The organism is Natrinema sp. CGMCC1.2065 (assembly GCF_051225675.1).
Classification (GTDB): Archaea; Halobacteriota; Halobacteria; order Halobacteriales; family Natrialbaceae; genus Natrinema; species Natrinema thermotolerans.
In genome coordinates this window covers 1-19178 of the sequence record NZ_JBPJSJ010000010.1, presented here as the reverse complement: position 1 = coordinate 19178, position 19178 = coordinate 1, and the positions used below count along the sequence as shown (strand labels likewise).

The window sequence follows — 19178 nt, the reverse complement described above, 5'->3', positions numbered from 1 at the left end:
AGAGAAGGGGGTGTGGTTATCCGACGATGAAGACGACGACCAGCGCCAGGATCACGAGCGTCTCCGGAAGGACGGTCATGATCAGGCCCGGGACGAACATGTCGTCGTCTTCGGCGATAGCACCGACCGCGGCCGCGCCGATACCGCGCTCGGCGTATCCTGCTGCGAGCGCGGCGAGACCGACGGCGATCGCCGCGGCACCGGCGTCGTTGAGCGTGGGCGCTGCTTCGACTGCTGCGTCTCCGCTTTGAAGTGCGAATTCAAACATTGTTTATGGGTCCTCTGTGTGGTTTCGATCGGTTCCGAACGGTTCGTAGTTCTCCCCACCGCCTTCATAAAACTTGTTAAAGAATTCGACGTACTCGAGGCGCACAGCCTGTAAGCCGGCGCTTGTCACGCCAAGCACTAACACAACGATGTGTCCGAGTACGAGAATAACAAGTCCACCGAGCAGGGCCGCGGTCCCCGAGTGCATGAGCCCGTTGAAGATGACGTCTGCACCCTCGCCGTAGTGTTCGGCGACGTAGCTCGGTTCGTGATTCCGAAGGAAGTGGAACTCGCCGTCGGGGTCCTCGTAGGCCCCGAAGAACAGCAGGTTGACCACGAAGGCCATGCCGGCCTTCGCGAGCAACACTGCGCCCATCCGGGTGTAGGAGAACACGTTAACGACGACGTCGAGCGATTCGACTGCTTCGACGGGTTCGCTCACGACGAGCATCACGAACCCGATCAGGAAGACAAGCAGCGGCGCCGTCAGGGGGAATCCACCGAGTAGCGGAATCGCTTCGGGGAACGCGAATAGCTCCCACATCGGGAATCCGGTAAAGCCGATCGGGAACGGGCCGTCGCTAGCGAACGTCTCGAACAGGAAGCCGGGCTTCGAGCCCTTTGCCTGGGCCGAGAAGATCCAGATCCAGATCCCGTTGATCATCAGGATCCAGGAGCCGCTGTGGAAGAGGGCGTCCTTGAACCCGTGGCTGAGATTCTCGTAGAAGTCCAGGATGTACCCGATGTTCAGGTGGACGATCCCGGCCAGCACGCTCACGACCATCCAGCCGAGCGCGAAGTCACTCGCGGCCGGCTCGAGGCCCTTGTTCAGCGGCAGGAGTTCCGAGTGGAACACGTCGTGCCAGATGACCTCGCCGAGGATGTGCAGGCCGAATATCTCGCCGTAGATGATCCCGAAGAGGATCGTGAACAGCCCCGCCCAGATGGCGACGCCGCCGAGACTGGTGACTCCCTTGCTATCGAACTGCGTGGCCATGTACGCGCCGATGGCGACGTACATGATCCCGTAACCAACGTCCCCGATCATGAACCCGAAGAACGCCGGGAACGTCAGGAACAGGAAGATCGTCGGATCCAGCTCGCTGTATTTCGGTCGGTTGACTGCCTGTACGAGCAGTTCGAACGGCTTGGCCACGCCCGGATTGTTCTGGACCGTCGGCGGCTCGTCGCCCATCGTGACCGTCGAGCCACCGTCGGTGACCGCCTTCTGTTGCTGATCGTCCGCGTCGGCGGCCGCCTCGTCGTCTTCGTCCGCTGCCGACGGCGCACCCTCCTGTACGTCCTCCGTATGCGAGTGTGCCCCGTGGCGGTCGTAGTCCGCCCGCTCGAGTTCTTCGATCTCGACGCTGTCGCCGACGGCGTCGTCCAGCGCGGCGACGAGTCGGTCGTACTCGTCGGTCGGGATCCAGCCCTCCGCGATGAAGGCGCGATCGGTCGTCGCGAACTGCAGCGGCGCTTCCGCCTGCTGGACCTCGACCGTCAGCTCCTCTTCGACCCGCAGGAGGAAGCCGGCTTCCTCCCGCTTGATCTCCGCGAGTTCCGCGTCGATCTCCTCGCGTCTGCTCTCGAGGTCCGCCTTCTCGTCCTCGAGGTCGGCGACGTACGCCTCCGGACTCTGTTCGGTCTCGGGCACCGAGTGGCGCGTAACGTCGACGCCGACCAGGGCGTCGTCGATCGGCGCGTCGTCGGCGTCCGCGGTCGGCGCGGCGACGATCGCCACGACGTCTCCGCCGGTGAACGTCTCGAACGCCCGCACGTCGTCGGACGCCGCGATGGCGTCCTCGATCGCACCGACGGGACCTTCGACGACAGCCACGTCGACCGACTCGTACCCCGACAGCAGGTCGAGGTCGATCCCGAGTTCCGCGAAGGGCGCGACGCGGTCGATCTTCTCGTTAACCTGTCGCAGTTCGTCGGTGACCTCACCGCGTTGGTCGTCGAGTTCGTTGACCCGCGTGCGGATCTCCTCGAGTCGATCCTCCCAGCCTGTCTCGAGTCGCCCCGGCTCGGCCTCGTCGGCCGACAGCTCGAGGGTGTTTTCGAGGGCTCGGACGGTCACGAGCTTTTCCGACGCCTGATCGGCCCCTTCGATGGGGTTGCCGTTATCGAACCCCTCCCACGAGCCGTCGTAGTCCGAGAGATGGACCAGGTTCAGCTCGTGGATCGTCTCGATGACCGGAGCCATGACGGCTCTGGATCCGGTCACCGAGACCTTGCTCATCTGCTCAGGTCTGAGCATGGACGTCCTCCTGGAACAGTTCGACGACGTGGTCGGTCACTTCGTCGACCCGCTCCCGGGCGCGCTCGGCGAGTTCCTCGCGCTCCTGTTCGCCTTCTTCGAGGACCTGCTCACATTCCGCATCGATCTCCTCGCGAGCTTCCTCCAGGCGGCGCTCCCGCAACTCCTGGGCCTCCTGTTCCGCTTCCGTGCGAATCTCCTCGGCACGTTCCCGGGCCTCGGCTATTCGCTCGTCGCGGTCGTTCTCTGCCAATGCGACGATCTCGTCGGCCTCCTCTTCCGCCGACTTAATTCGTTCGAGAACCTCTGGCCTCGGCATACTCTAAGCAACCGGACGTTTGCCAGAGCGCGTATATGGTAGTTGCGAAAGTCCCTCAGCGGGAACCGGACCGATCGCGGATAATGACGGCTTACGTTCCAGCCGCGAGCCCCCGGGAACGGCAGACATATGCCGATCCGACCGAAACTCGCTCCTAATGGGACTTCTCGAGAACAAGGCCCGCGCTCGACTGTTCTATAAGTACCTCTCGCGGGTCTACGACCAGGTCAATCCGTTCGTCTGGACCGAAGAGATGCGCACCGAGGCCCTGTCCCTGCTCGAGTTAGAAGCGGACATGACGGTACTCGACGTCGGCTGTGGCACCGGGTTCGCCACCGAGGGTCTGCTCGAACACGTCGACGAGGTCTACGCGCTCGACCAGAGCGAACACCAACTCGAACAGGCCTACGAGAAGTTCGGCAAACGCGGGCCGCCGGTCCACTTCCACCGCGGCGACGCCGAACGGCTCCCATTCGCGACGGACACGTTCGACGTCGTCTGGTCGTCGGGCTCGATCGAGTACTGGCCGAACCCGATCCTCGCGCTCCGGGAGTTCCGCCGCGTCCTCAAACCCGGCGGGCAGGTACTGGTCGTCGGCCCGAACTATCCCGACAACGTCGTCAGCCAGCTGCTTGCCGACTCGATCATGCTCTTTTACGACGAGTATGAAGCCGACCGGATGTTCAAGGCTGCCGGCTTCGAGGACGTGAAACACGCCTTCATGGGGCCGCCCTACGAGCCCGACGTCGCGATCACGACGATCGGTCGCGCGCCCGAGTAGTCCGATCCCGATTCAGGTCGCCGTCGTCTCGAGGGTCGCGATCCGCTTTCCGTCCGTCGCGAGCGTGACCGTAACCGAATCGCCTGCTGCAAGCGTTGGACTGTTGGTCGACGCGAGCGCAACGCCAGCGCGCTCCCCCGCTGTCCACTCCGAATCGCTTTTGGCGTTGAACGGACCGTCGGGCGCGCCGTCGAATCCGCTTGCACCGACGAACGGAATCGGCGGTTGTTCGGCAATCGCCGTCCCGTTTACGGCAATCGTTACTGACAGCGTCTCGACGTCGATGGCATCCCCTGTGACGTGGGTGATCGCGATCGCGGAGCGGTCTCCGTCAGCCGAAAGTTCGAACGTCGCCGTCGCGCTAGCGTCCTCGAGCGACCACGTGCCAACACCGACTGCGACGACGGCTGCCAGACAGACGGTGAGTGCAACCAGTGCGAGTACGCCAATAACTGGACTCACGGCCCGTGTGTCGACAGTCGCGATTCGATCCGTCTCCTCGGTCACGACACCTTCTGGCTGCGGCTTGTCTTATAAATGCTTGACCACGTATCGATGGTCGGTCGGCCAACCGGGAAAAGAGCAGCCACTCTCGAGTCCCGGATCGCGATTCGTGGTTAGGAACTCGAGAGTATGACGGAAGCACTAGCTCCGTCCGCTGTTTCCGCTCGCAGTTCGTATTCGTCTCCGGGCGGCACATACCAGAGACCGCCGTCATCGTCGGTCGTTCCGACCGCGAAGCCGTCGATGGTAATCGTCGCGGAAACGGGATCGCCTGTTTCCGAATCATTCACCACGACGGTAGCTGGCCCGTTCGCTTTCGTTTCCATGATCGAGAGTTTGAGTCCGTTTTTGACTGCAGTTGTGTTGTTTTCGTTGGGTAACGAAGTCCGATCAAGAATCTGAACTTCTCGATAAATATCACCCGTCCCACCGTCGAGGTATGCCTCGAGATCCCCTTGATCGTGGTTATTGTTTATCTTGTACAGCTTTACCGTTGTGTATTCATTGAACGATGGGGACTGGACCGTTTCGTACGCCCAGGGGTACAGTCCGCGGGCATGATCGTATGCATCCAGAATGTCCTCGAACTGTGTCGACTGTGACGCGTTCCGGTTATCGAAGCGGACCGCTTCGCGGACGTAACTGTCCCCGAGTAGGGAGAGAACGAATCCGTTCTGTGACGTCTCGATGAGAATTACGTTGCCGTTGACGGAGTCGCCGTACCTGTATGCCGAGTCGAGTTGAGAGCGAATTTTCGTTCGGTGCATCTCGAGTTTGTCCCGCTCGTCACTGACCGAGAGTGAGAAATCCTGAACCTGCTCCGATCGCTCATTGAGTTCGGCGAACGCCTCGGAGAGAACTGCTGCTTCCCGGTGATTTCGAAGCAAGACCTGCAGTAACTGTGCGTTCGATAGTTCGTTGCTGGCGTGGGCACGGACGGCGCGTCGCTCACGTTCTTCGAGTGTCTCCGATTGCGCTACCAACCGCTCGTAGCCGTTTTGGAGCAGTTCTCGTCGTTCGGCCGCGGTCGCATCGTCGAACCCCTGATCCACGGTCGTGTATTGGGCGTGATCGACCCGAATTTCGTCGTCCGCACTCGCGAGCGCTGCACCGAGGTCGGAGCCGTAGTCGGCGTACTCGCTTCTGGACGTTTCATCGAGTGAGAGGCGGTTCGTCGTATTATTGACTGTCTGTGGAACCATGCTATTACTGCGCAGTAAACTCTCCTGGTGGAGATTCTCGGTAGCGTCGTTCGCTCCCGTTGTAGGGGTTGCCATCGCTGGAATCGCCAGCAGCGATAGAACCAGAAGTACTGCGAGGAGGGGCGGAATCGCGCGGTTCATCGAGCGACCGTACGTTCCCCTGATACAAAAACTGGTCGCACTTCAGTTCAATCGAATACCGGATTGAATTCGTGCTACCGACGTTTTACCGCCCCTATCAGAGATGTTCTCCGGCTCGGAAACGCTTTAGGACCGGTAGTGACGTTTTATTTTCGATGGAAAGGGTTTTTTCCCCCGGGCGACCACCCGATGGTACGCATGCGGGTATCCACCGCCGTCACAGTCGCCCTCACAATCCTCCTCATCACGACTCTTCTGGGGGCGGTGGCCGTGACACCGACCGTGTCCGCTTCGACACCGGCGTCGGAGCGGGCCGATACGATCGGTGATCGGTCCCCAACGACGATAGAACGGTCGCCAACTGACTATCGCGTGGCCGACTCCCGATTCCGAACGGCTGGTTCACCACCGTCGGCCGTCACTGCCCAATCGACGGAGCCACTCGAGCGACCCGCTACTCGGCAGGTATTTCGACTTACCGTTCGCGACAACGGCGATGTCAGGTGGACGATCGAGAGTCGCTTTCTCATAACGAACGAGAGCGACGAGACGGTGTTTCGAGAGTACGCCACGGAAGTCACGAATAACCAGCGTAACGTCGGATACGATCTCGACGTATTCGAAGGTTTCCGTCGAACTGCTGAACAGGAGACCGGACGTGAAATGTCAATCGAGGAGCCTCAGTGGGACGATCCGACGGTCATCGAGTCGCCAAACGACACTGCCGTGCGTGACGACACGGCGACAGACGATGTCAAAATCGGTGTCATTTCCTACTCATTCACTTGGACTAACTTCGCCACTGTCGACGGCGATCGGATTCACTTCGGCGACGCGTTCCGAACGGAGGGCGGAGTCTGGCTTCAACTGTACGATGGACAGCGCCTCGTCGTCGAAACACCACCACAGTACGCCCTCGAGACGCCGACGCAACTCTCCTGGGACGGTCCTTACGAGTTTGATGAGACTGAACTCGAGATCGTGTTTATCCAAACCAGTGATTCGATCGTACCGATGTGGGGGTGGCTGATTGGCGGCCTCCTCGTCATCGGGTTCATCGGTGGTGGATACCTCGTGGTACGGCGGGACGGCCGGACCAGCCTGTCAGTTCCGACCGATAGATTGCCATCGATCGAAGCGGTCGGGATCGGCACCAGTACTGCCAGCGACGGGAACGGTACCGAAGCAGCCGAGTCCGATGGCCCGGGGTCGACAGGCCGGAACCCGACTGATTCGGCCCCTTCGGCCGGTACCGGCACCGACGCCGATCGCGACGCTGGAACCAGTCTCGAGTTCGAGGAACCGGTCGGGGACGCGGTCGATCCGGAACTGCTGAGCGACGAGGAGCGTGTCCTTCGAATGCTCAAGCAAAACGGCGGCCGGATGAAACAGGCCTCGATCGTCTCGGAGACCGGCTGGTCCAACGCCAAGGTGTCGCAACTGCTCTCGCAGATGGACGACGACGACGAGATCGAGAAACTCCGGATCGGCCGGGAGAATCTCATCACGCTGCCGGGCGTCGATCCGACCGAAGTCGACTGATCGTTCGGCCCGAAGTAGCCGATCCGCGGCTACCGCACGGCTACCGAGTAGTTCTCGCCCGATTCCGAGTCACCGTCGGTCGAACTCGAGTCGCCGTCGCCCGTCTCCGGATTGAACTGAACGTCCTTGCCGACGGCGTCGTAGATGTCGTCCCAGTCCTTGTCCTCGTCCATCAGGAAGACCTCGACGGTTAGCGACCCCGAGTCGAACTCCTCGAGTCCGGCCGGGCGAACCTCGATGTGGAACGTGCCGTTTTCTTCCATCTGAACCTCGCCCGTCCGCTCGACGAGCTTCTGTTCGTCCTCGTTGATCTTGACGAAGAAGTACGGCTCGCCCTCTACGTCACCGTGTTCCGGTGGATCGACGTTCTCCATGCTGGTGTTGGCGACGACCTCGAGGTTGAAGTTCGAGTAGCCGTCCCCGTTCTCCGCCGGCTCTTTGTCGACGAACTCGACGCTCTCGATTCGGTCCTCGCGTTTGTCCTCGAGGGGTCGGTTCGGTTCTTCCGGCGGAGACCACTCTGCGGTGGTGTCTGTGTCCCCGGTATCGTCTCCGCCGTCCGGGTCCGTTTCGTTCTCGCTTCCGCTCGACTCGACGTCGTCGCCGGGGGGCTCGGATTCATCGTCTGCTATGCCGTTCGTGTCCGTCTCGGTGTCGTTCGACGGCTCCGCTTGCGATCCCCCGAGGGCGCTGCATCCTGAGAGGGCCACGAGCAGCGCAACCGCGACGACGGCGACGTTTCGAAGTTCCATCGTGGCTCCCGCTTCCGACGGGGAGACCATTATTACAGCCCGGATAAGCGTCGGTGACTCATTCGACGACCGACGCGTCAGTACGGTCCCGAGGTCGGTGATCCCGTGGTGTTGAACGATGCGAAACGATCCTTATCTCATGCAAAAACCTGCATCAGGACGGCCGATCGCTCGCGGGCTACTTCGTTCCCGGCTCTCACTCGCTTCGCCCGTTCCGAACCGCGCAGCCTCGCGGTCCTTACGCTAGTGGCGTCCGTTCGACGACCTGTCCGTCATAGGTCGGATACTGCTCAACGATCTGCGCGCACCTTTTTCTCGTCGGGTTCGCGATGCTCACCACTCCTCGAAAAATCTGCACCAAAAAGCCGCTCACTCGCGTCGCTCGTTCACGGTCTTTACGCCAGTGGCGTCCGCTCGACGACCTGTCCGTCATAGGTCGGATACTGCTCGACGATCTGCGCGCACCTTTTTCTCGTCGGGTTCGCGATGCTCACCACTCCTCGAAAAATCTGCACCAAAAAGACCGCTCGCTTCGCTCGCGGCCCTTACGCTAGTGGCGTCCGTTCGACGACCTGTCCGTCGTAGGTCGGATACTGCTCGACGATTTCACCGTCCTCGAGGTCTCCCTCCTCGATCATCTCCTCGAGAAGCCACCAGGCGACCTCGACGTGGTCGCTCTTGACGGTGTAGAACTCCTCGGGGACACCCAGTGCCTCGAAGCGGTCGGGGTCGGCGTACGTCTTGCCGTAGACGAGCGTCCCGTCGTCGGTGACGTCGTCGAACTCGCGGCGGATGTTGCGGGCCATGCGTTTCAGGCGGCGGCGATGTTGGGCGGCGTCTTTGAACACGGAGGTACAGAAGTAGACCTTCTCGTGGTCGCCCATCACGTCGAGGATCTCCTCGCGGTCGCCGTCGACGGCGCTCATGTGGTCTTCCTTGAGTTCGTACCCCTGTTCCTGCATCCGGCGGTAGTTCCCGTCGCTCATCTCGAACTCGTTGACGTTGCAGAACTCGGCCGCGCCCTCGTCGATGAGTTCGAGGAACTCCTCCTCGGGGCGGATACCGGGGATTTCGAACGCGGGGGTCAGCCCCTCTTCGCGGGCGATGTAGAGGATTTCCTCCCACTCGGTGCCGTGGAGATCGCCCCACTGTTCGTAGGGTGGGTGGAACCGGATCTCGTCGAGTCCGGCCTCCGAGAGGCGGCGCATGTTCTCGCGGCCGCCGGTGATGCCGGTGTAGAGGTGAGTGTGGTGGTCCTCGCCGAACTCGTCTTTCAGCAGTTCGAGATAGTGGCAGGTCCGGCCCAAGGCCTCTTGGGGTTCGCCGCCGGTGATCGAGGTGCCCAGCGCATCCATGCGGTGGGCCTCGGTCAGGACGTCCTCGTCGCTTTCGACGAGTCGCTCGTTGGCGTAGACGTCGGTGACGTTTTTCCGATTTTCGCCGAGCGGGCAGTAAAAGCAGTCGCGCTGGTCGCAGTAACCGTAGACGAACAGCACCATCTTGCCGCCTTTCGCGCACTGCTCACAGCCCTTCGAGATCATTCGAGGGTACGTACCCTCCCGAGCCTCAAAAGCCGTGCGAAACCGCCGACCCATGTGTCGTGGCACCACACAGCCATATATTATTATGCGATGAGACTGTACGTAACGTAACCAATGTCTCCGGGGATCCGCGTTCTCTCTGTCGATGACGACCCCCAACTGCGCGAGCTGACCGCCACCGTTCTCGAGCGACGGACCGACGAGATCGACGTGACGACCGCGGCGAACGGTCGCGACGCGCTGGCGGTCTTCGACGGCGCGAGCGACGGGGCCGACCGACCGATCGACTGCGTCGTCAGTGACTACGAGCTGCCGGGGATGGATGGCCTCGAGCTGTTCGCGGCGATACGGGAGCGCGATCCGGCGGTCCCGTTCGTTCTCTTTACTGGCACAGCTCCCGACGAGATCGCGAGCGAGGCGATCTCGGCCGGCGTTACCGACTACCTCCGGAAGGGGTCGGGAACCGCCCAGTACACCGTGCTTGCAAACCGGATCGAGAACGCCGTCGCGAAACGCCGCGCCGAACGGGCCCGCCGCGAGAGCGAACGGCAACTCGAGCGATACCGGGCCCTCGTCGAGAACGATCGAATCCTCGAGCTCGTGCCGACCGCGCTGTTTACCCTCGACGCTGACGCCGTCATCAACTGGTGTAACGACGAGTTCGCCGACCCTTTCGTCGAGGGACGGACGGAACTGATCGGAACGCCGTTCCCGGATCTCATCGATCGCGGCTACTACGACGGGCAGGTGACGACCAAGTACATCGAGGAAGTCCGTGACCTACTCTCCTCGACGACCGACCGCGAGCGGGCGAAGTATCAGGTTCGGTTTCAGTCGCCGGACGGTGAGGAACGAATCCACGACGTCCACACCAGACTCCTGCCGCTCGAGAACGGGGAGTTCACCGGAACGGTACACGCGATTCGGGACGTCACGCGCCGGCGACGCTACCGACGCGAACTCGAGCGCCAGAACGAACGGTTGTCGGAGTTCGCGAGCCTCGTTAGCCACGACCTGCGGAACCCGCTGAACGTCGCGCAGGGGCACCTCGATTTCATCGCGGAAGGGGCCGACGACCGCCACGTCGAGAAACTACAGCGGTCGCTCGCCCGGATCGAGGAACTCATCGACGGACTCCTCCAGCTGGCCCGACAGGGAAAAGCGATCGGCGACGAGGAGCGGTTTTCGCTCGCGGACACGGCCCAAGCGGCTTGGGCGACCGTCGACACCGGTGATGCCCGCCTCGAGATCGAAACCGATCCGATGCTGTACGGCGACGAGACCCGTGTTCGATCGCTGCTCGAGAACCTCTTTCGAAACGCTGTCGAACACGGCTCGACGAGCCCTGACTCCCGCCCTCGTCAGGACGCCGTCGAACACGGCGGCGACGACGCCGATCGGCTGACAGTCACCGTCGGCCCGCTCGAGCGCGAGCCCCAGTCCGCCGGCAGCGGCGACCGTCCCGACGGCTTCTACGTCGAGGATACGGGACCGGGGCTGCCGGCCGATCGCGAGTCGTTGTTCGAGTTCGGCCACACGACCGCGGCGGAGGGGACCGGGTTCGGATTGGCGATCGTCGAGGGGATCGCCGAGGCCCACGGCTGGACCGTCGCCGCGTGCGACGGCGACGACGGCGGTGCGCGGTTCGAGTTCCGGGACATCACCGTGCCGACCGGCGGGACGACATCGGCCCGATCGACGTAGGGTCGGTGGTCGACGGGCGTCGGTCGCCGATCCTCGAGCGGAGTCGCGGACCACGACACCCGTGCCGCTCTCGAGCCCCTCGAGCGTATTCTTCCGTCCCCAGAAGATGGAAATACCCCGCCCTCGAACGTCCGACTGATGCTGCTGGTCCTCTGTGTCGACCTCGACGATGACCTCGGGCGCAAGACCGGCTTTTCGACGCCGGTTATCGGTCGCGAGCCCGTCGAGGAGGCGGCCGTCGCTCTCGCGACCGCGGACCCGGAGGACTCGGACGTCAACGTGATCTTTCAGGGGTTGCACGTCTACGACGATCTGGCCGACCGCGACGAGAGCGTCGAGGTCGCCGTCGTCACCGGCAACGACGAGGGCGACGTCAGCGCAAACCGCGAGGTCGGGGACGAGGTCGACACCGTTCTCGCGAGCCTCTCGACCGGGGAAGACGTCACCGCCTTGGTCGTCACCGACGGCGCACAGGACGAGTCCGTCATTCCGATCATCCGCTCGCGAGTCCCGATCGACGGCGTCCGCCGCGTCGTCGTCCGGCAGGCACAGAACCTCGAGTCGATGTACTACACGATCAAGCAAGTGCTGGACGACCCCGAGACCCGCGGGACGGTCCTCATTCCGCTTGGTATCCTCCTGTTGATCTACCCCCTCGCCCTGTTCGGCTCCGTCCTCGATATGCCGGGGTTCGTCCTCGGGACGACCTCCGCCCTGCTCGGGCTCTATCTCATCTCGCGGGGGCTGGGGCTGGGCGATCGCCTCGACGCGAGCGTCGAACGCGCCCGCCGGTCGCTGTACGCCGGCCGGACGACCCTGCTCGCCTACGTCGTCGCCGCCGCCCTGTTCGTCCTCGGGGGCGTCAACGGACTCGACACCCTCGAGGCGGTCCGGGAATCGACCGCCGGCGACCTCGGGGTCCCGGTCATGCTGGCCGCGCTTCTCAACGGCTCGATCCGCTGGTTCGCCGTCGCGGGGCTGACGACCAGCCTCGGCCAGATCACCGACGAGTACATCGCCGGCTCGCTCGAGTGGCGCTACCTCAACGCCCCTTTCTACGTCCTCTCGATCGCCGTCGTTCTCCAGGCGGTGAGTGCCTTCTTCCTCGACCGGGTCGAACTCACCTTCCTCGCGACGGCGCTGACGGCAGGGACGCTGCTGGGAATCGTCAGTACGCTCACCTTCGCCGTCGCGGAATCGCGCTTTTCGGACTCGGAGCGGGAGGAAGACAGGCGAGGCGCGGAGCGAGTCTGACCGCCTTACCGCTCGCGTTCGACGACGAATTCCGCCAGCTCGAGCAGATACTCTCGGGCCTCCGGATCGGCGACCTCGACCCGCTCGAGGGCATCGATCGCCCGGTCGGCCTCTGTCCGGGCGCGGGCGTTGGCCGCTTCGGGCGTGAGGTCGGTCACCTGGACGACCGACGGCCGCTCTAAAGCGGCGTCGTGGCCGGTCGGCTTGCCGAGTTCCTCGGAGTCGGCGACGGCGTCTAACACGTCGTCTCTGATCTGGAAGGCGACCCCGACGCGTTCGGCGTACTCGCCGAGCGCCTCGACGGTGACGGGATCGGAGTCGGCGGCGATCGCGCCGAGTTCGGCTGCAGCCCGAAAGAGTGCGCCGGTCTTGCGGCGGGCCAGCGTCATGTACTCGTCCTCGTTTTCCGGCTGGGCCGAGAGTTCGGTCGCCTCGCCGACGCCGAGTTCGACCATCGCATCGGCGACGACGCGAGTGGCGTCGGGATCCGCCGAAAACAGTGCGAACGCCTCCCCGAGCAGGCCGTCACTCGTGATGATCGCCGGTCCGTGGCCGAACTCAGCCCACGCACTGGTCGTCCCGCGTCGGAGTTCCGATCGATCGATGATGTCGTCGACGACCAGCGAGGCCGTGTGGACGAGTTCGATTCCGACGCCGAACTCGACCGCGTCCTCGGCCCGCCCGCCGACCGTCTCGCAGGCCAGCAGGGTCACCATCGGTCGAACGCGCTTCCCCCCGGAGAGCGCGACGTGGCGGACCTCATCGCTGAGCGTCTCGGGCTCGAGCCCCTCGACGACCTCGACGAGACGCTCCTCGATCAGCGCCCGTCGCCGCTCCAGCAGTTCCATCACCCGCGCTTAGGATGGGGTGAAAAAGTAGCTAACGGATCAACACCGACCTTTTGTACCGACCTTTTTTCCGCTCGGGTTCGCTTCGCTCACCACTCGCGCAAAAAATCTCGATCAAAAAAGGCCGCTCGCTCACTGCGTTCGCTCGCGGTACTACTTCTTGCCCCGGTAAAGTCTACAGTCTCCGTTAGAGCCGTTCAGCGTGTTCCGCCCACTCGCAAAAAATCAACTAAACCGTGGTTGACGCCTGCTCAGCCTTCGAACTCTTCGATGAGTTCAGGGACGACGTCGAAGAGGTCGTCGACGATCGCGTAGTCGGCGATGTCCATGATCGGCGCGTTGGGGTCCGTGTTGATCGCGACGATCGTATCGGAGCCTTTCATGCCGGCGACGTGCTGGACCGCGCCGGAGATCCCGATGGCGATGTAGACGTCGGGGGTGACGACCTTCCCGGACTGGCCGACCTGGCGGTTCTTGGGCAGCCAGCCGTTGTCGACGATCGGTCGCGAGGAGGACAGCGTCGCGCCGAGCGCGTCGGCCAGGTCCCGAATGAGGTCGAGGTTCTCCTCTTCCTCGATCCCGCGGCCGATCGAGACCAGCAGTTCGGCCTCGCTGATGTCGACGTCGCCGCCGCCGACTTCCTCGAAGCCGGTGACGGTCGAGCCGACCGCGTCCTCGTCGATGTCGGCGTCGAACGCTTCGATGGCGGCGTCGCCGGTGCCCTCGGCGGCGGGCCACTCGGCGCCGCGGATCGTGACGATCGCGTCGCCCTCGAGTTCGTTGGTGGTCTCGACTTTCCCGCCGTACATCTCGCGGGTCGCGATCAGGGTCTCGCCGTCGGTCTCGAGATCGACCGTGTCGGTGACGATCGGCAGGTCGAGTTCGTTGGCGATGGCCGGCGCGTAGTCGAGCCCGTTGACGCTGTTGGGCGTCACGACGAACTGGGGTGCGAGGTCGTCGTAGAGCTGCGTGATCGCCTGCGAGTAGACGTCGTGGTTGAACTCCTCACCGTGGGAAACGGTGTGGATGGCGTCGACGCCCTCGCGGTTGAGCTTGTCGGCGAACTCGTCGACGGTGCCGCTGATGACCGCGAGGTGGAGGTCGCCACCGGTCTCGTCGGCGAGCTGGCGACCGGCGGTGATGATCTCGTAGCTGACATCGCGCAGTTCGCCGCGGCGGTGGTCCGCGACTGCGAGGACGTCCGTCATTGTGCCACCCCCTTGTCGCGGAGCAGTTCACCCAGCTCCGAGGCGGTCTCGTCGGCGCTTCCCTCCCAGGTCGTCACGTCGCTCTCGCTCTCGGGCTCGTACATGTCCGTCAGCTCGAGTTCGGTCTCGATCGTGCTCTCGTCGACGCCGATGTCGGCGAGTGCCTTGACGTCCATCGGTTTCTGCTGTGCCTGTCGGATGCCACGGAGGCTGGCGTACCGGGGCTCGTTGATCCCGGTCTGGATCGTCAGCACCGCGGGGAGTTCGATGTCGGTCAGCTCCTCGACGCCGCCCTCGAGTTCGCGCCGCACGGAGGCGATCCCGTCGTCGAGATCGTGTTCGAGGTGGTTGACGACGGCACCCCACTGGAAGCCGATGTTCTCGGCGACGGAGACGCCGGTCGCGGCGAAGCTGTCGTCGCCGGCCTGGACGCCCGAGAGGACGAGGTCGGGGTCTTCCTCCTCGATGACGGCGCTCAGAATCTCCGTCTTGGCGTTGACGTCGAGCAGGTCGACGTCTTCCAGCGCGTCGTCCCAGACGCGGACGGCGCGGTCGGCGCCCTTCGCGAGCGCCTGTCGGATGGTCTGTTCGCAGTCTTCCGGCCCGATCGTGACCGTCACGACCTCGTCGGCGATTCCGTCCTCCTGGAGCTGGACGGCCTCCTCGATCGCGTAGTCGTCCCACTCGTTCAAGTCGGCACCGAGGTACTGCTGTGCGATTTCAGTTCCCTCGATTTCGAACTCGTCTTCGACGGTCGCCACCTCTTTGACCGTTACGAGAATTTTCATCGTTTGTCACTGCTACGTCCATACCGTAAACCTTTTCGAAACCGCACGTCACCCAGGCGTCGTTTCGTTACCATGTTTTCACTTTCCGTCGGTGACTGTTAGTGGTGCAGCCTCGACCCCCGCTCTTTACTTCCAACGTTTCGCCCCGCCGTCGATCCACGAGACGGAAACGGTTTAACGCCACCGCTGGTAGTGGCGTGCATGGCAGACTGTCCACTCGCCGACGACTGCCCGGAGTTCTCCGAACGGATCTCGGGGATGGGGTGTCAACACTACGGTGACCGGGGTGGCAAGGAGTGGTGTAACCACTACAATCAGCCGATAGAGGACCTCAAGACCCAGCCGGTCAAGGCGGGCCAGGAAGTCGTCATCGACGTCGTCGACATGCACGAAAGCGGTGCCGGTGTCGGGCGGACCGAGGACGGCTTCATCGTCATGGTCGACGGCGTCCTGCCGGAGGCTCGCGCTCGCGTCGAGATCACCCGCGTTCACAGCAATCACGCCCGTGCGGAGGAACTCGAGTTGCTGCCGATGGAACCCGACGAGGACGACGTGGACGACGACGCGTCCACTGATGGCGATGCCGCTGACGGCGATGCTGCCGACGAAGCCGCAGCCGACGACACCGACGGCGGTCCCGAGCGCGAGCGACTCGGCAGCCGCGACAACTTCTGGGGCTCGTAAGCCCCGCGAGTGGACAGTCGATCCGAGACGGCGGTTTTGCCGCGGCTGAGACGATAGCTGAGCCCCGCCCTTCCGATGTGCCGCTTCAGATAACGTTTTCTCGGCCCCGTGCGATATGACCCCATGGAACGCATCTCGTTATCGAACTCGGCGTTCGAAGGCGACAACAACGCGTACCTCTTCGCGGACGGCCCCGAAACGGCCCTGATCGACACCGGCGACTGGATGGCGACCACGCGCGAGCAACTCGAGGCGGCGCTTGCCGACCGCGGGCTCGCCTTTTCCGACATCGACCGGATCTTCCTGACTCACTGGCACCACGATCACTGCGGGCTGGCCGGCGAGATTCAGGCCGAGAGCGGGGCCGACGTATACGTTCACGAGAACGACGCGGCGCTGGTCGAGGGCGACGAGGACGCCTGGGACGCGATGTACGACCGCCAGCGGGGGTACTTCGAGGAGTGGGGGATGCCCGAGGACCGACAGGAGGTATTGCTCGAGCGGATGGCCGACGGCGAGACGACGGTCGAGACGCCGACCGTCACGGCGTTCGAGGACGGGGACACGTTCTCGATTAACGGCACCGAACTCACGGCGGTCCACACCTCCGGCCACGCGGCCGGGCTCAGCATGTTCGAGGCCGATCTCGAGGGCGGCCACGAGGTCTTCTCCGGCGACGCCTTGCTGCCGGTCTATACCCCGAACGTCGGCGGCGCGGACGTCCGCGTCGACCGGCCGCTCGAGCGCTACCTCCGGGCGCTGCAGGGGATCGTCGACGCGGATTACGACCGCGCGTGGCCGGGCCATCGCGATCCGATCGACGACCCCGCCGACCGCGCTCGGCATATCATCGATCACCACGAGGAGCGCTCCTGGCGGGTCCTCGACGCCCTCGACCGGAAGGGGCCCTGCGACGCCTGGACGGTCAGCGCCGACCTGTTCGGCGACCTCGAGGGGATCCACATCCTCCACGGCCCCGGCGAGTCCTACGCGCATCTGGAACACGTAGAACGGGCGGGAACCGTCGTCCGCGAGGGCGGGGAGTACCGACTCGCCGACGGCGTGAGCGAACGCCTCGCAGCGGCCGATGCGGAGCGCTGGGACCTCGAGTACTGAGACGGTTTGCTGTCCCTGTTTTCCCCGTACGGTCGCCGCTGCAATACCGAGAAGTATTTACTCGACACCGAGTTAGGAATGCGTATGATGTGGCAAGACCTCGTGTTCCTCGCCGGTAGCGTCCTCTCGATCGTCTTTCTCGCGCCGACCGTTCGGGACGTGACGGCGAACATTCCGCTCGGCTCGAGCGTCCCCTCGATGACCATCGGGACGATCTACGCGGTGACCTACGCGACGATGGGGATGCGCTTCTCCGCGTTCGGCTCGCTGGGCGTCGCGACGATGTGGTCGCTGATCGTCTGCTATCGCTCGCCCGGTCCCCGCGACGGCCCCGCGAACGTCCTCCGGTTCGTCCGCTCGCTGGCCCGCCAGGCCCACAGTGCCGTCACCGGGACCCCGACCGACGACGACCGCGTCGCGGCCGGCCAGTCAGCCGACTGAGTCTCCGCTCGTTCTTCCCTCGTTCCGTGACCCCGCGCTGGGACCGTGGAAGCTTTGATCCCACCGCCGATTAGTTCACCGTATGTCCACGCGAGCCTGCGGCTCCCGCGGGAGGGGATCGCCGTGATCGACGACGTCGAGGAACTCCTCGCGGAGATCGGCTTCGACCCCGAGACCAGCGTGTTGACCTATCGGCAGGCACAGGTACTCGCGTTGCGCGAGCGGGGCGTCTCGCAGGCCGACATCGCCGCGGAACTCGGAACCTCGCGGGCGAACGTCTCCTCGATCGAATCGAGCGCCCGCGAGAACGTCGAGAAGGCCCGCGAGACGGTCGCGTTCGCGGAGGCGCTTCGGGCACCGGTCCGGGTTCGCGTCGCCGCCGGGACGGACCTCTACGACGTTCCCCAGATGGTCTACGACGCCTGCGACGAGGCCGGCGTCAAGGTCGACCACACTGCGCCGGACCTGATGAAGATCGTCAGCGACGCCGCGGGCTCGGCCGTTTCGGGTCGGCAGATCTCGACGCCGCTGATCGTCGGCGTCACGTCGGAGGGGATGGTCCGCGTTCGCCATCAGGAGTGACGGCGTTGCTATAGTAGCCACTGAAAGTCATTGCACACCTGATCGAACGACGGCGTTGCGATCAGTGTGTGAATCGTTTCAGCGGCTACTATAGCTGCCGGCTCCCCGACCCATTTGTAGGCCGCCCCCGTGTCGTCGGGTATGGACTTCGACCTCGACGGCAATTCGGCGCTGGTGACAGCCTCCTCGAGCGGCCTCGGCTTCGCGAGCGCGCAGGCACTCGCCGAGGAGGGTGCGAACGTGGCGATCTGTGGCCGCGACGCCGAGCGACTCGACGCGGCCCGCGAGGACCTCGAAGCGGCGGGAACGGGCGACGTCCTCGCCGTCCAGACCGATCTCACGGACCCCGATGACGTCTCCCGGCTCGTGGGCGAGACGGTCGACGCCTTCGGCGGGCTCGATCACCTCGTTACCTCCTCGGGCGGCCCGCCGAGTACGACCTTCCGCGAGACCGACGAACAGGATTGGTACCAGGCCTACGACCTGCTCGTGATGAGCGTCGTCTGGACGCTCGAGGAGGCCTACGAGCCCCTGCTCGAGTCCGAGTACGGATCGATCACCTGCATCACCTCCCGGACCGTCCGGGAGGTCGCGGACGGCCTCCTGCTCTCGAACTCGGTCCGCCGGGGCGTGATCGGCCTCGTCAAGACGATTTCGCGGGAGTTCGCGCCCGAGATCCGGGCCAATGCCGTCCTGCCGGGGACGATCGAGACGCCCCGGATCGAGGAACTCATCGAGGCCGGCGTCGAGCGCGGCACCTACGACGACTACGAGGAGGGGCTGGCGGCGATGGCCGACGACATCCCGGCGGATCGCATCGGCGACCCGCGGGAACTCGGCGACGTCGTCGCCTTCCTCTCGAGCCCGCGGGCGAGTTTCGTCAACGGGGCCGAGGTCCCGATCGACGGCGGATTGTTGCGGAGTTGAGGGCGACTCGCGGGGCCGGATCGGTCGACCGTCGCGCCCGCGACCCGACAGCCAGACCCCGATTTTCCGAACCGTAACCCTCTCGGACCCCCTCGGGAGAGTGGGAGTGTGTACGGTCCGATTCGACTCGCCGGCTACCTCGCGCTGCTCGTGACGCCGGCCGCGTTGCTCCTCGGTGCCGTCCGTGCGCCGCCCGACCTCCACGCCGGAGCGGTCTGGGTGCCGCTCGGCGTCGGGCTCGCCGGGACCGTCGTCGCCGCGACGGAGCGACGGCGACTCTCGAGACTCGAGGGGAGCGGGCTCGCTCGCGCGGACGC

Annotated in this window: 19 protein-coding genes and 1 pseudogene; 10 read left to right on the top strand and 10 right to left on the bottom strand. The window is 64.2% G+C overall.

Annotated elements, in window-relative coordinates:
* Nucleotides 1-16: 16 nt before the first annotated feature.
* The 3 genes from ACSBP4_RS11705 to ahaH are packed head-to-tail and all read right to left on the bottom strand — an operon-like array spanning nt 17 to nt 2846.
* The gene (locus ACSBP4_RS11705) at nt 17-268 is read right to left on the bottom strand and encodes a hypothetical protein (RefSeq protein WP_435552301.1); all 252 of its coding nucleotides are present in this window, start codon (nt 266-268) and stop codon (nt 17-19) included.
* A 3-nt stretch (nt 269-271) separates the two neighbouring features.
* The gene (locus ACSBP4_RS11700; protein ID WP_435552300.1) at nt 272-2527 is read right to left on the bottom strand and encodes a V-type ATP synthase subunit I; all 2256 of its coding nucleotides are present in this window, start codon (nt 2525-2527) and stop codon (nt 272-274) included.
* Nucleotides 2514-2846: an ATP synthase archaeal subunit H gene (gene ahaH / locus ACSBP4_RS11695; protein WP_006180303.1), complete on the bottom strand. Its 333-nt coding sequence runs from the start codon at nt 2844-2846 to the stop codon at nt 2514-2516. The genes ACSBP4_RS11700 and ahaH overlap by 14 nt, the downstream gene beginning before the upstream one ends.
* A gap of 157 nt (nt 2847-3003) precedes the next feature.
* Between ahaH and ACSBP4_RS11690 the strand changes: the two genes are divergently transcribed.
* The gene (locus tag ACSBP4_RS11690; RefSeq protein WP_435552299.1) at nt 3004-3627 is read left to right on the top strand and encodes a methyltransferase domain-containing protein; all 624 of its coding nucleotides are present in this window, start codon (nt 3004-3006) and stop codon (nt 3625-3627) included.
* A 12-nt stretch (nt 3628-3639) separates the two neighbouring features.
* Here ACSBP4_RS11690 and ACSBP4_RS11685 read toward each other — a convergent pair whose 3' ends face one another.
* Nucleotides 3640-4134, bottom strand: a complete 495-nt coding sequence (locus ACSBP4_RS11685; RefSeq protein WP_049965681.1) for a type IV pilin — start codon at nt 4132-4134, stop codon at nt 3640-3642.
* 110 nt (nt 4135-4244) lie between these two features.
* Nucleotides 4245-5474, bottom strand: a complete 1230-nt coding sequence (locus ACSBP4_RS11680) for a DUF7096 domain-containing protein (protein ID WP_049965682.1) — start codon at nt 5472-5474, stop codon at nt 4245-4247.
* A gap of 189 nt (nt 5475-5663) precedes the next feature.
* On the opposite strand from ACSBP4_RS11680, the gene ACSBP4_RS11675 reads away from it, so the two are divergent.
* Nucleotides 5664-7016 (top strand): helix-turn-helix transcriptional regulator, encoded by a 1353-nt coding sequence (locus tag ACSBP4_RS11675; protein ID WP_435552298.1) that lies wholly within the window; start codon nt 5664-5666, stop codon nt 7014-7016.
* A gap of 29 nt (nt 7017-7045) precedes the next feature.
* Here the strand turns inward: ACSBP4_RS11675 and ACSBP4_RS11670 are convergent, their stop codons facing one another.
* Nucleotides 7046-7768 (bottom strand): hypothetical protein, encoded by a 723-nt coding sequence (locus ACSBP4_RS11670; RefSeq protein ID WP_435552297.1) that lies wholly within the window; start codon nt 7766-7768, stop codon nt 7046-7048.
* Nucleotides 7769-8313: 545 nt separating this feature from the next.
* On the bottom strand, nt 8314-9309 hold the full coding sequence (locus ACSBP4_RS11665; RefSeq protein WP_049965683.1) for a radical SAM protein: 996 nt from the start codon (nt 9307-9309) through the stop codon (nt 8314-8316).
* 114 nt (nt 9310-9423) lie between these two features.
* Here ACSBP4_RS11665 and ACSBP4_RS11660 point away from each other — a divergent pair, with 114 nt between their 5' ends.
* Complete coding sequence (locus ACSBP4_RS11660) at nt 9424-11013, top strand: response regulator (protein WP_435552296.1); 1590 nt, start codon at nt 9424-9426, stop codon at nt 11011-11013.
* Nucleotides 11014-11151: 138 nt separating this feature from the next.
* On the top strand, nt 11152-12267 hold the full coding sequence (locus tag ACSBP4_RS11655; RefSeq protein ID WP_006647985.1) for a DUF373 family protein: 1116 nt from the start codon (nt 11152-11154) through the stop codon (nt 12265-12267).
* A gap of 5 nt (nt 12268-12272) precedes the next feature.
* On the opposite strand, the gene ACSBP4_RS11650 is transcribed toward ACSBP4_RS11655, so the two are convergent.
* The 3 genes from ACSBP4_RS11650 to ACSBP4_RS11640 form a co-directional block, all read right to left on the bottom strand.
* Nucleotides 12273-13115, bottom strand: a complete 843-nt coding sequence (locus ACSBP4_RS11650) for a polyprenyl synthetase family protein (RefSeq protein ID WP_435552295.1) — start codon at nt 13113-13115, stop codon at nt 12273-12275.
* A 251-nt stretch (nt 13116-13366) separates the two neighbouring features.
* The gene (locus ACSBP4_RS11645; protein ID WP_435552294.1) at nt 13367-14323 is read right to left on the bottom strand and encodes an electron transfer flavoprotein subunit alpha/FixB family protein; all 957 of its coding nucleotides are present in this window, start codon (nt 14321-14323) and stop codon (nt 13367-13369) included.
* A complete protein-coding gene (locus ACSBP4_RS11640; protein ID WP_006180287.1) occupies nt 14320-15111 on the bottom strand; it encodes an electron transfer flavoprotein subunit beta/FixA family protein in 792 nt (263 codons plus the stop codon). Before ACSBP4_RS11640 ends, ACSBP4_RS11645 begins: the two co-directional genes overlap by 4 nt.
* A gap of 201 nt (nt 15112-15312) precedes the next feature.
* Here ACSBP4_RS11640 and ACSBP4_RS11635 point away from each other — a divergent pair, with 201 nt between their 5' ends.
* The 6 genes and pseudogenes from ACSBP4_RS11635 to ACSBP4_RS11610 all read left to right on the top strand — a co-directional run.
* Nucleotides 15313-15795 carry a TRAM domain-containing protein gene (locus ACSBP4_RS11635; RefSeq protein ID WP_435552293.1) on the top strand — a complete coding sequence of 161 codons (483 nt, stop codon included), beginning with the start codon at nt 15313-15315 and terminating at the stop codon, nt 15793-15795.
* 123 nt (nt 15796-15918) lie between these two features.
* Nucleotides 15919-16911: an MBL fold metallo-hydrolase gene (locus ACSBP4_RS11630; protein WP_373631570.1), complete on the top strand. Its 993-nt coding sequence runs from the start codon at nt 15919-15921 to the stop codon at nt 16909-16911.
* An 84-nt stretch (nt 16912-16995) separates the two neighbouring features.
* Entirely contained in the window at nt 16996-17352 is a 357-nt protein-coding gene (locus ACSBP4_RS11625; RefSeq protein WP_435552292.1) for a hypothetical protein, read from the top strand.
* A gap of 123 nt (nt 17353-17475) precedes the next feature.
* Nucleotides 17476-17934, top strand: coding sequence for a Tfx family DNA-binding protein (locus ACSBP4_RS11620; RefSeq protein WP_006647980.1), 459 nt, complete (start codon nt 17476-17478; stop codon nt 17932-17934).
* A 141-nt stretch (nt 17935-18075) separates the two neighbouring features.
* Nucleotides 18076-18861 carry an SDR family oxidoreductase gene (locus ACSBP4_RS11615; RefSeq protein WP_049965693.1) on the top strand — a complete coding sequence of 262 codons (786 nt, stop codon included), beginning with the start codon at nt 18076-18078 and terminating at the stop codon, nt 18859-18861.
* A gap of 108 nt (nt 18862-18969) precedes the next feature.
* Nucleotides 18970-19178 (top strand): annotated as a pseudogene (locus ACSBP4_RS11610) (hypothetical protein); the annotation flags it as partial.

Bases quoted from the DNA above. Each gene is read 5' to 3' on its own strand.
- ACSBP4_RS11615 (WP_049965693.1), top strand. From the start codon at position 18,076: ATGGACTTCGACCTCGACGGCAATTCGGCGCTGGTGACAGCCTCCTCG.
- ACSBP4_RS11630 (WP_373631570.1), top strand. From the start codon at position 15,919: ATGGAACGCATCTCGTTATCGAACTCGGCGTTCGAAGGCGACAACAAC.
- ACSBP4_RS11675 (WP_435552298.1), top strand. From the start codon at position 5,664: ATGGTACGCATGCGGGTATCCACCGCCGTCACAGTCGCCCTCACAATC.
- ACSBP4_RS11670 (WP_435552297.1), bottom strand. From the start codon at position 7,768: ATGGAACTTCGAAACGTCGCCGTCGTCGCGGTTGCGCTGCTCGTGGCC.
- ahaH (WP_006180303.1), bottom strand. From the start codon at position 2,846: ATGCCGAGGCCAGAGGTTCTCGAACGAATTAAGTCGGCGGAAGAGGAG.
- ACSBP4_RS11665 (WP_049965683.1), bottom strand. From the start codon at position 9,309: ATGATCTCGAAGGGCTGTGAGCAGTGCGCGAAAGGCGGCAAGATGGTG.
- ACSBP4_RS11625 (WP_435552292.1), top strand. From the start codon at position 16,996: ATGATGTGGCAAGACCTCGTGTTCCTCGCCGGTAGCGTCCTCTCGATC.
- ACSBP4_RS11655 (WP_006647985.1), top strand. From the start codon at position 11,152: ATGCTGCTGGTCCTCTGTGTCGACCTCGACGATGACCTCGGGCGCAAG.
- ACSBP4_RS11645 (WP_435552294.1), bottom strand. From the start codon at position 14,323: ATGACGGACGTCCTCGCAGTCGCGGACCACCGCCGCGGCGAACTGCGC.
- ACSBP4_RS11680 (WP_049965682.1), bottom strand. From the start codon at position 5,474: ATGAACCGCGCGATTCCGCCCCTCCTCGCAGTACTTCTGGTTCTATCG.
- ACSBP4_RS11640 (WP_006180287.1), bottom strand. From the start codon at position 15,111: ATGAAAATTCTCGTAACGGTCAAAGAGGTGGCGACCGTCGAAGACGAG.
- ACSBP4_RS11700 (WP_435552300.1), bottom strand. From the start codon at position 2,527: ATGCTCAGACCTGAGCAGATGAGCAAGGTCTCGGTGACCGGATCCAGA.
- ACSBP4_RS11690 (WP_435552299.1), top strand. From the start codon at position 3,004: ATGGGACTTCTCGAGAACAAGGCCCGCGCTCGACTGTTCTATAAGTAC.
- ACSBP4_RS11635 (WP_435552293.1), top strand. From the start codon at position 15,313: ATGGCAGACTGTCCACTCGCCGACGACTGCCCGGAGTTCTCCGAACGG.
- ACSBP4_RS11705 (WP_435552301.1), bottom strand. From the start codon at position 268: ATGTTTGAATTCGCACTTCAAAGCGGAGACGCAGCAGTCGAAGCAGCG.
- ACSBP4_RS11660 (WP_435552296.1), top strand. From the start codon at position 9,424: ATGTCTCCGGGGATCCGCGTTCTCTCTGTCGATGACGACCCCCAACTG.
- ACSBP4_RS11650 (WP_435552295.1), bottom strand. From the start codon at position 13,115: ATGGAACTGCTGGAGCGGCGACGGGCGCTGATCGAGGAGCGTCTCGTC.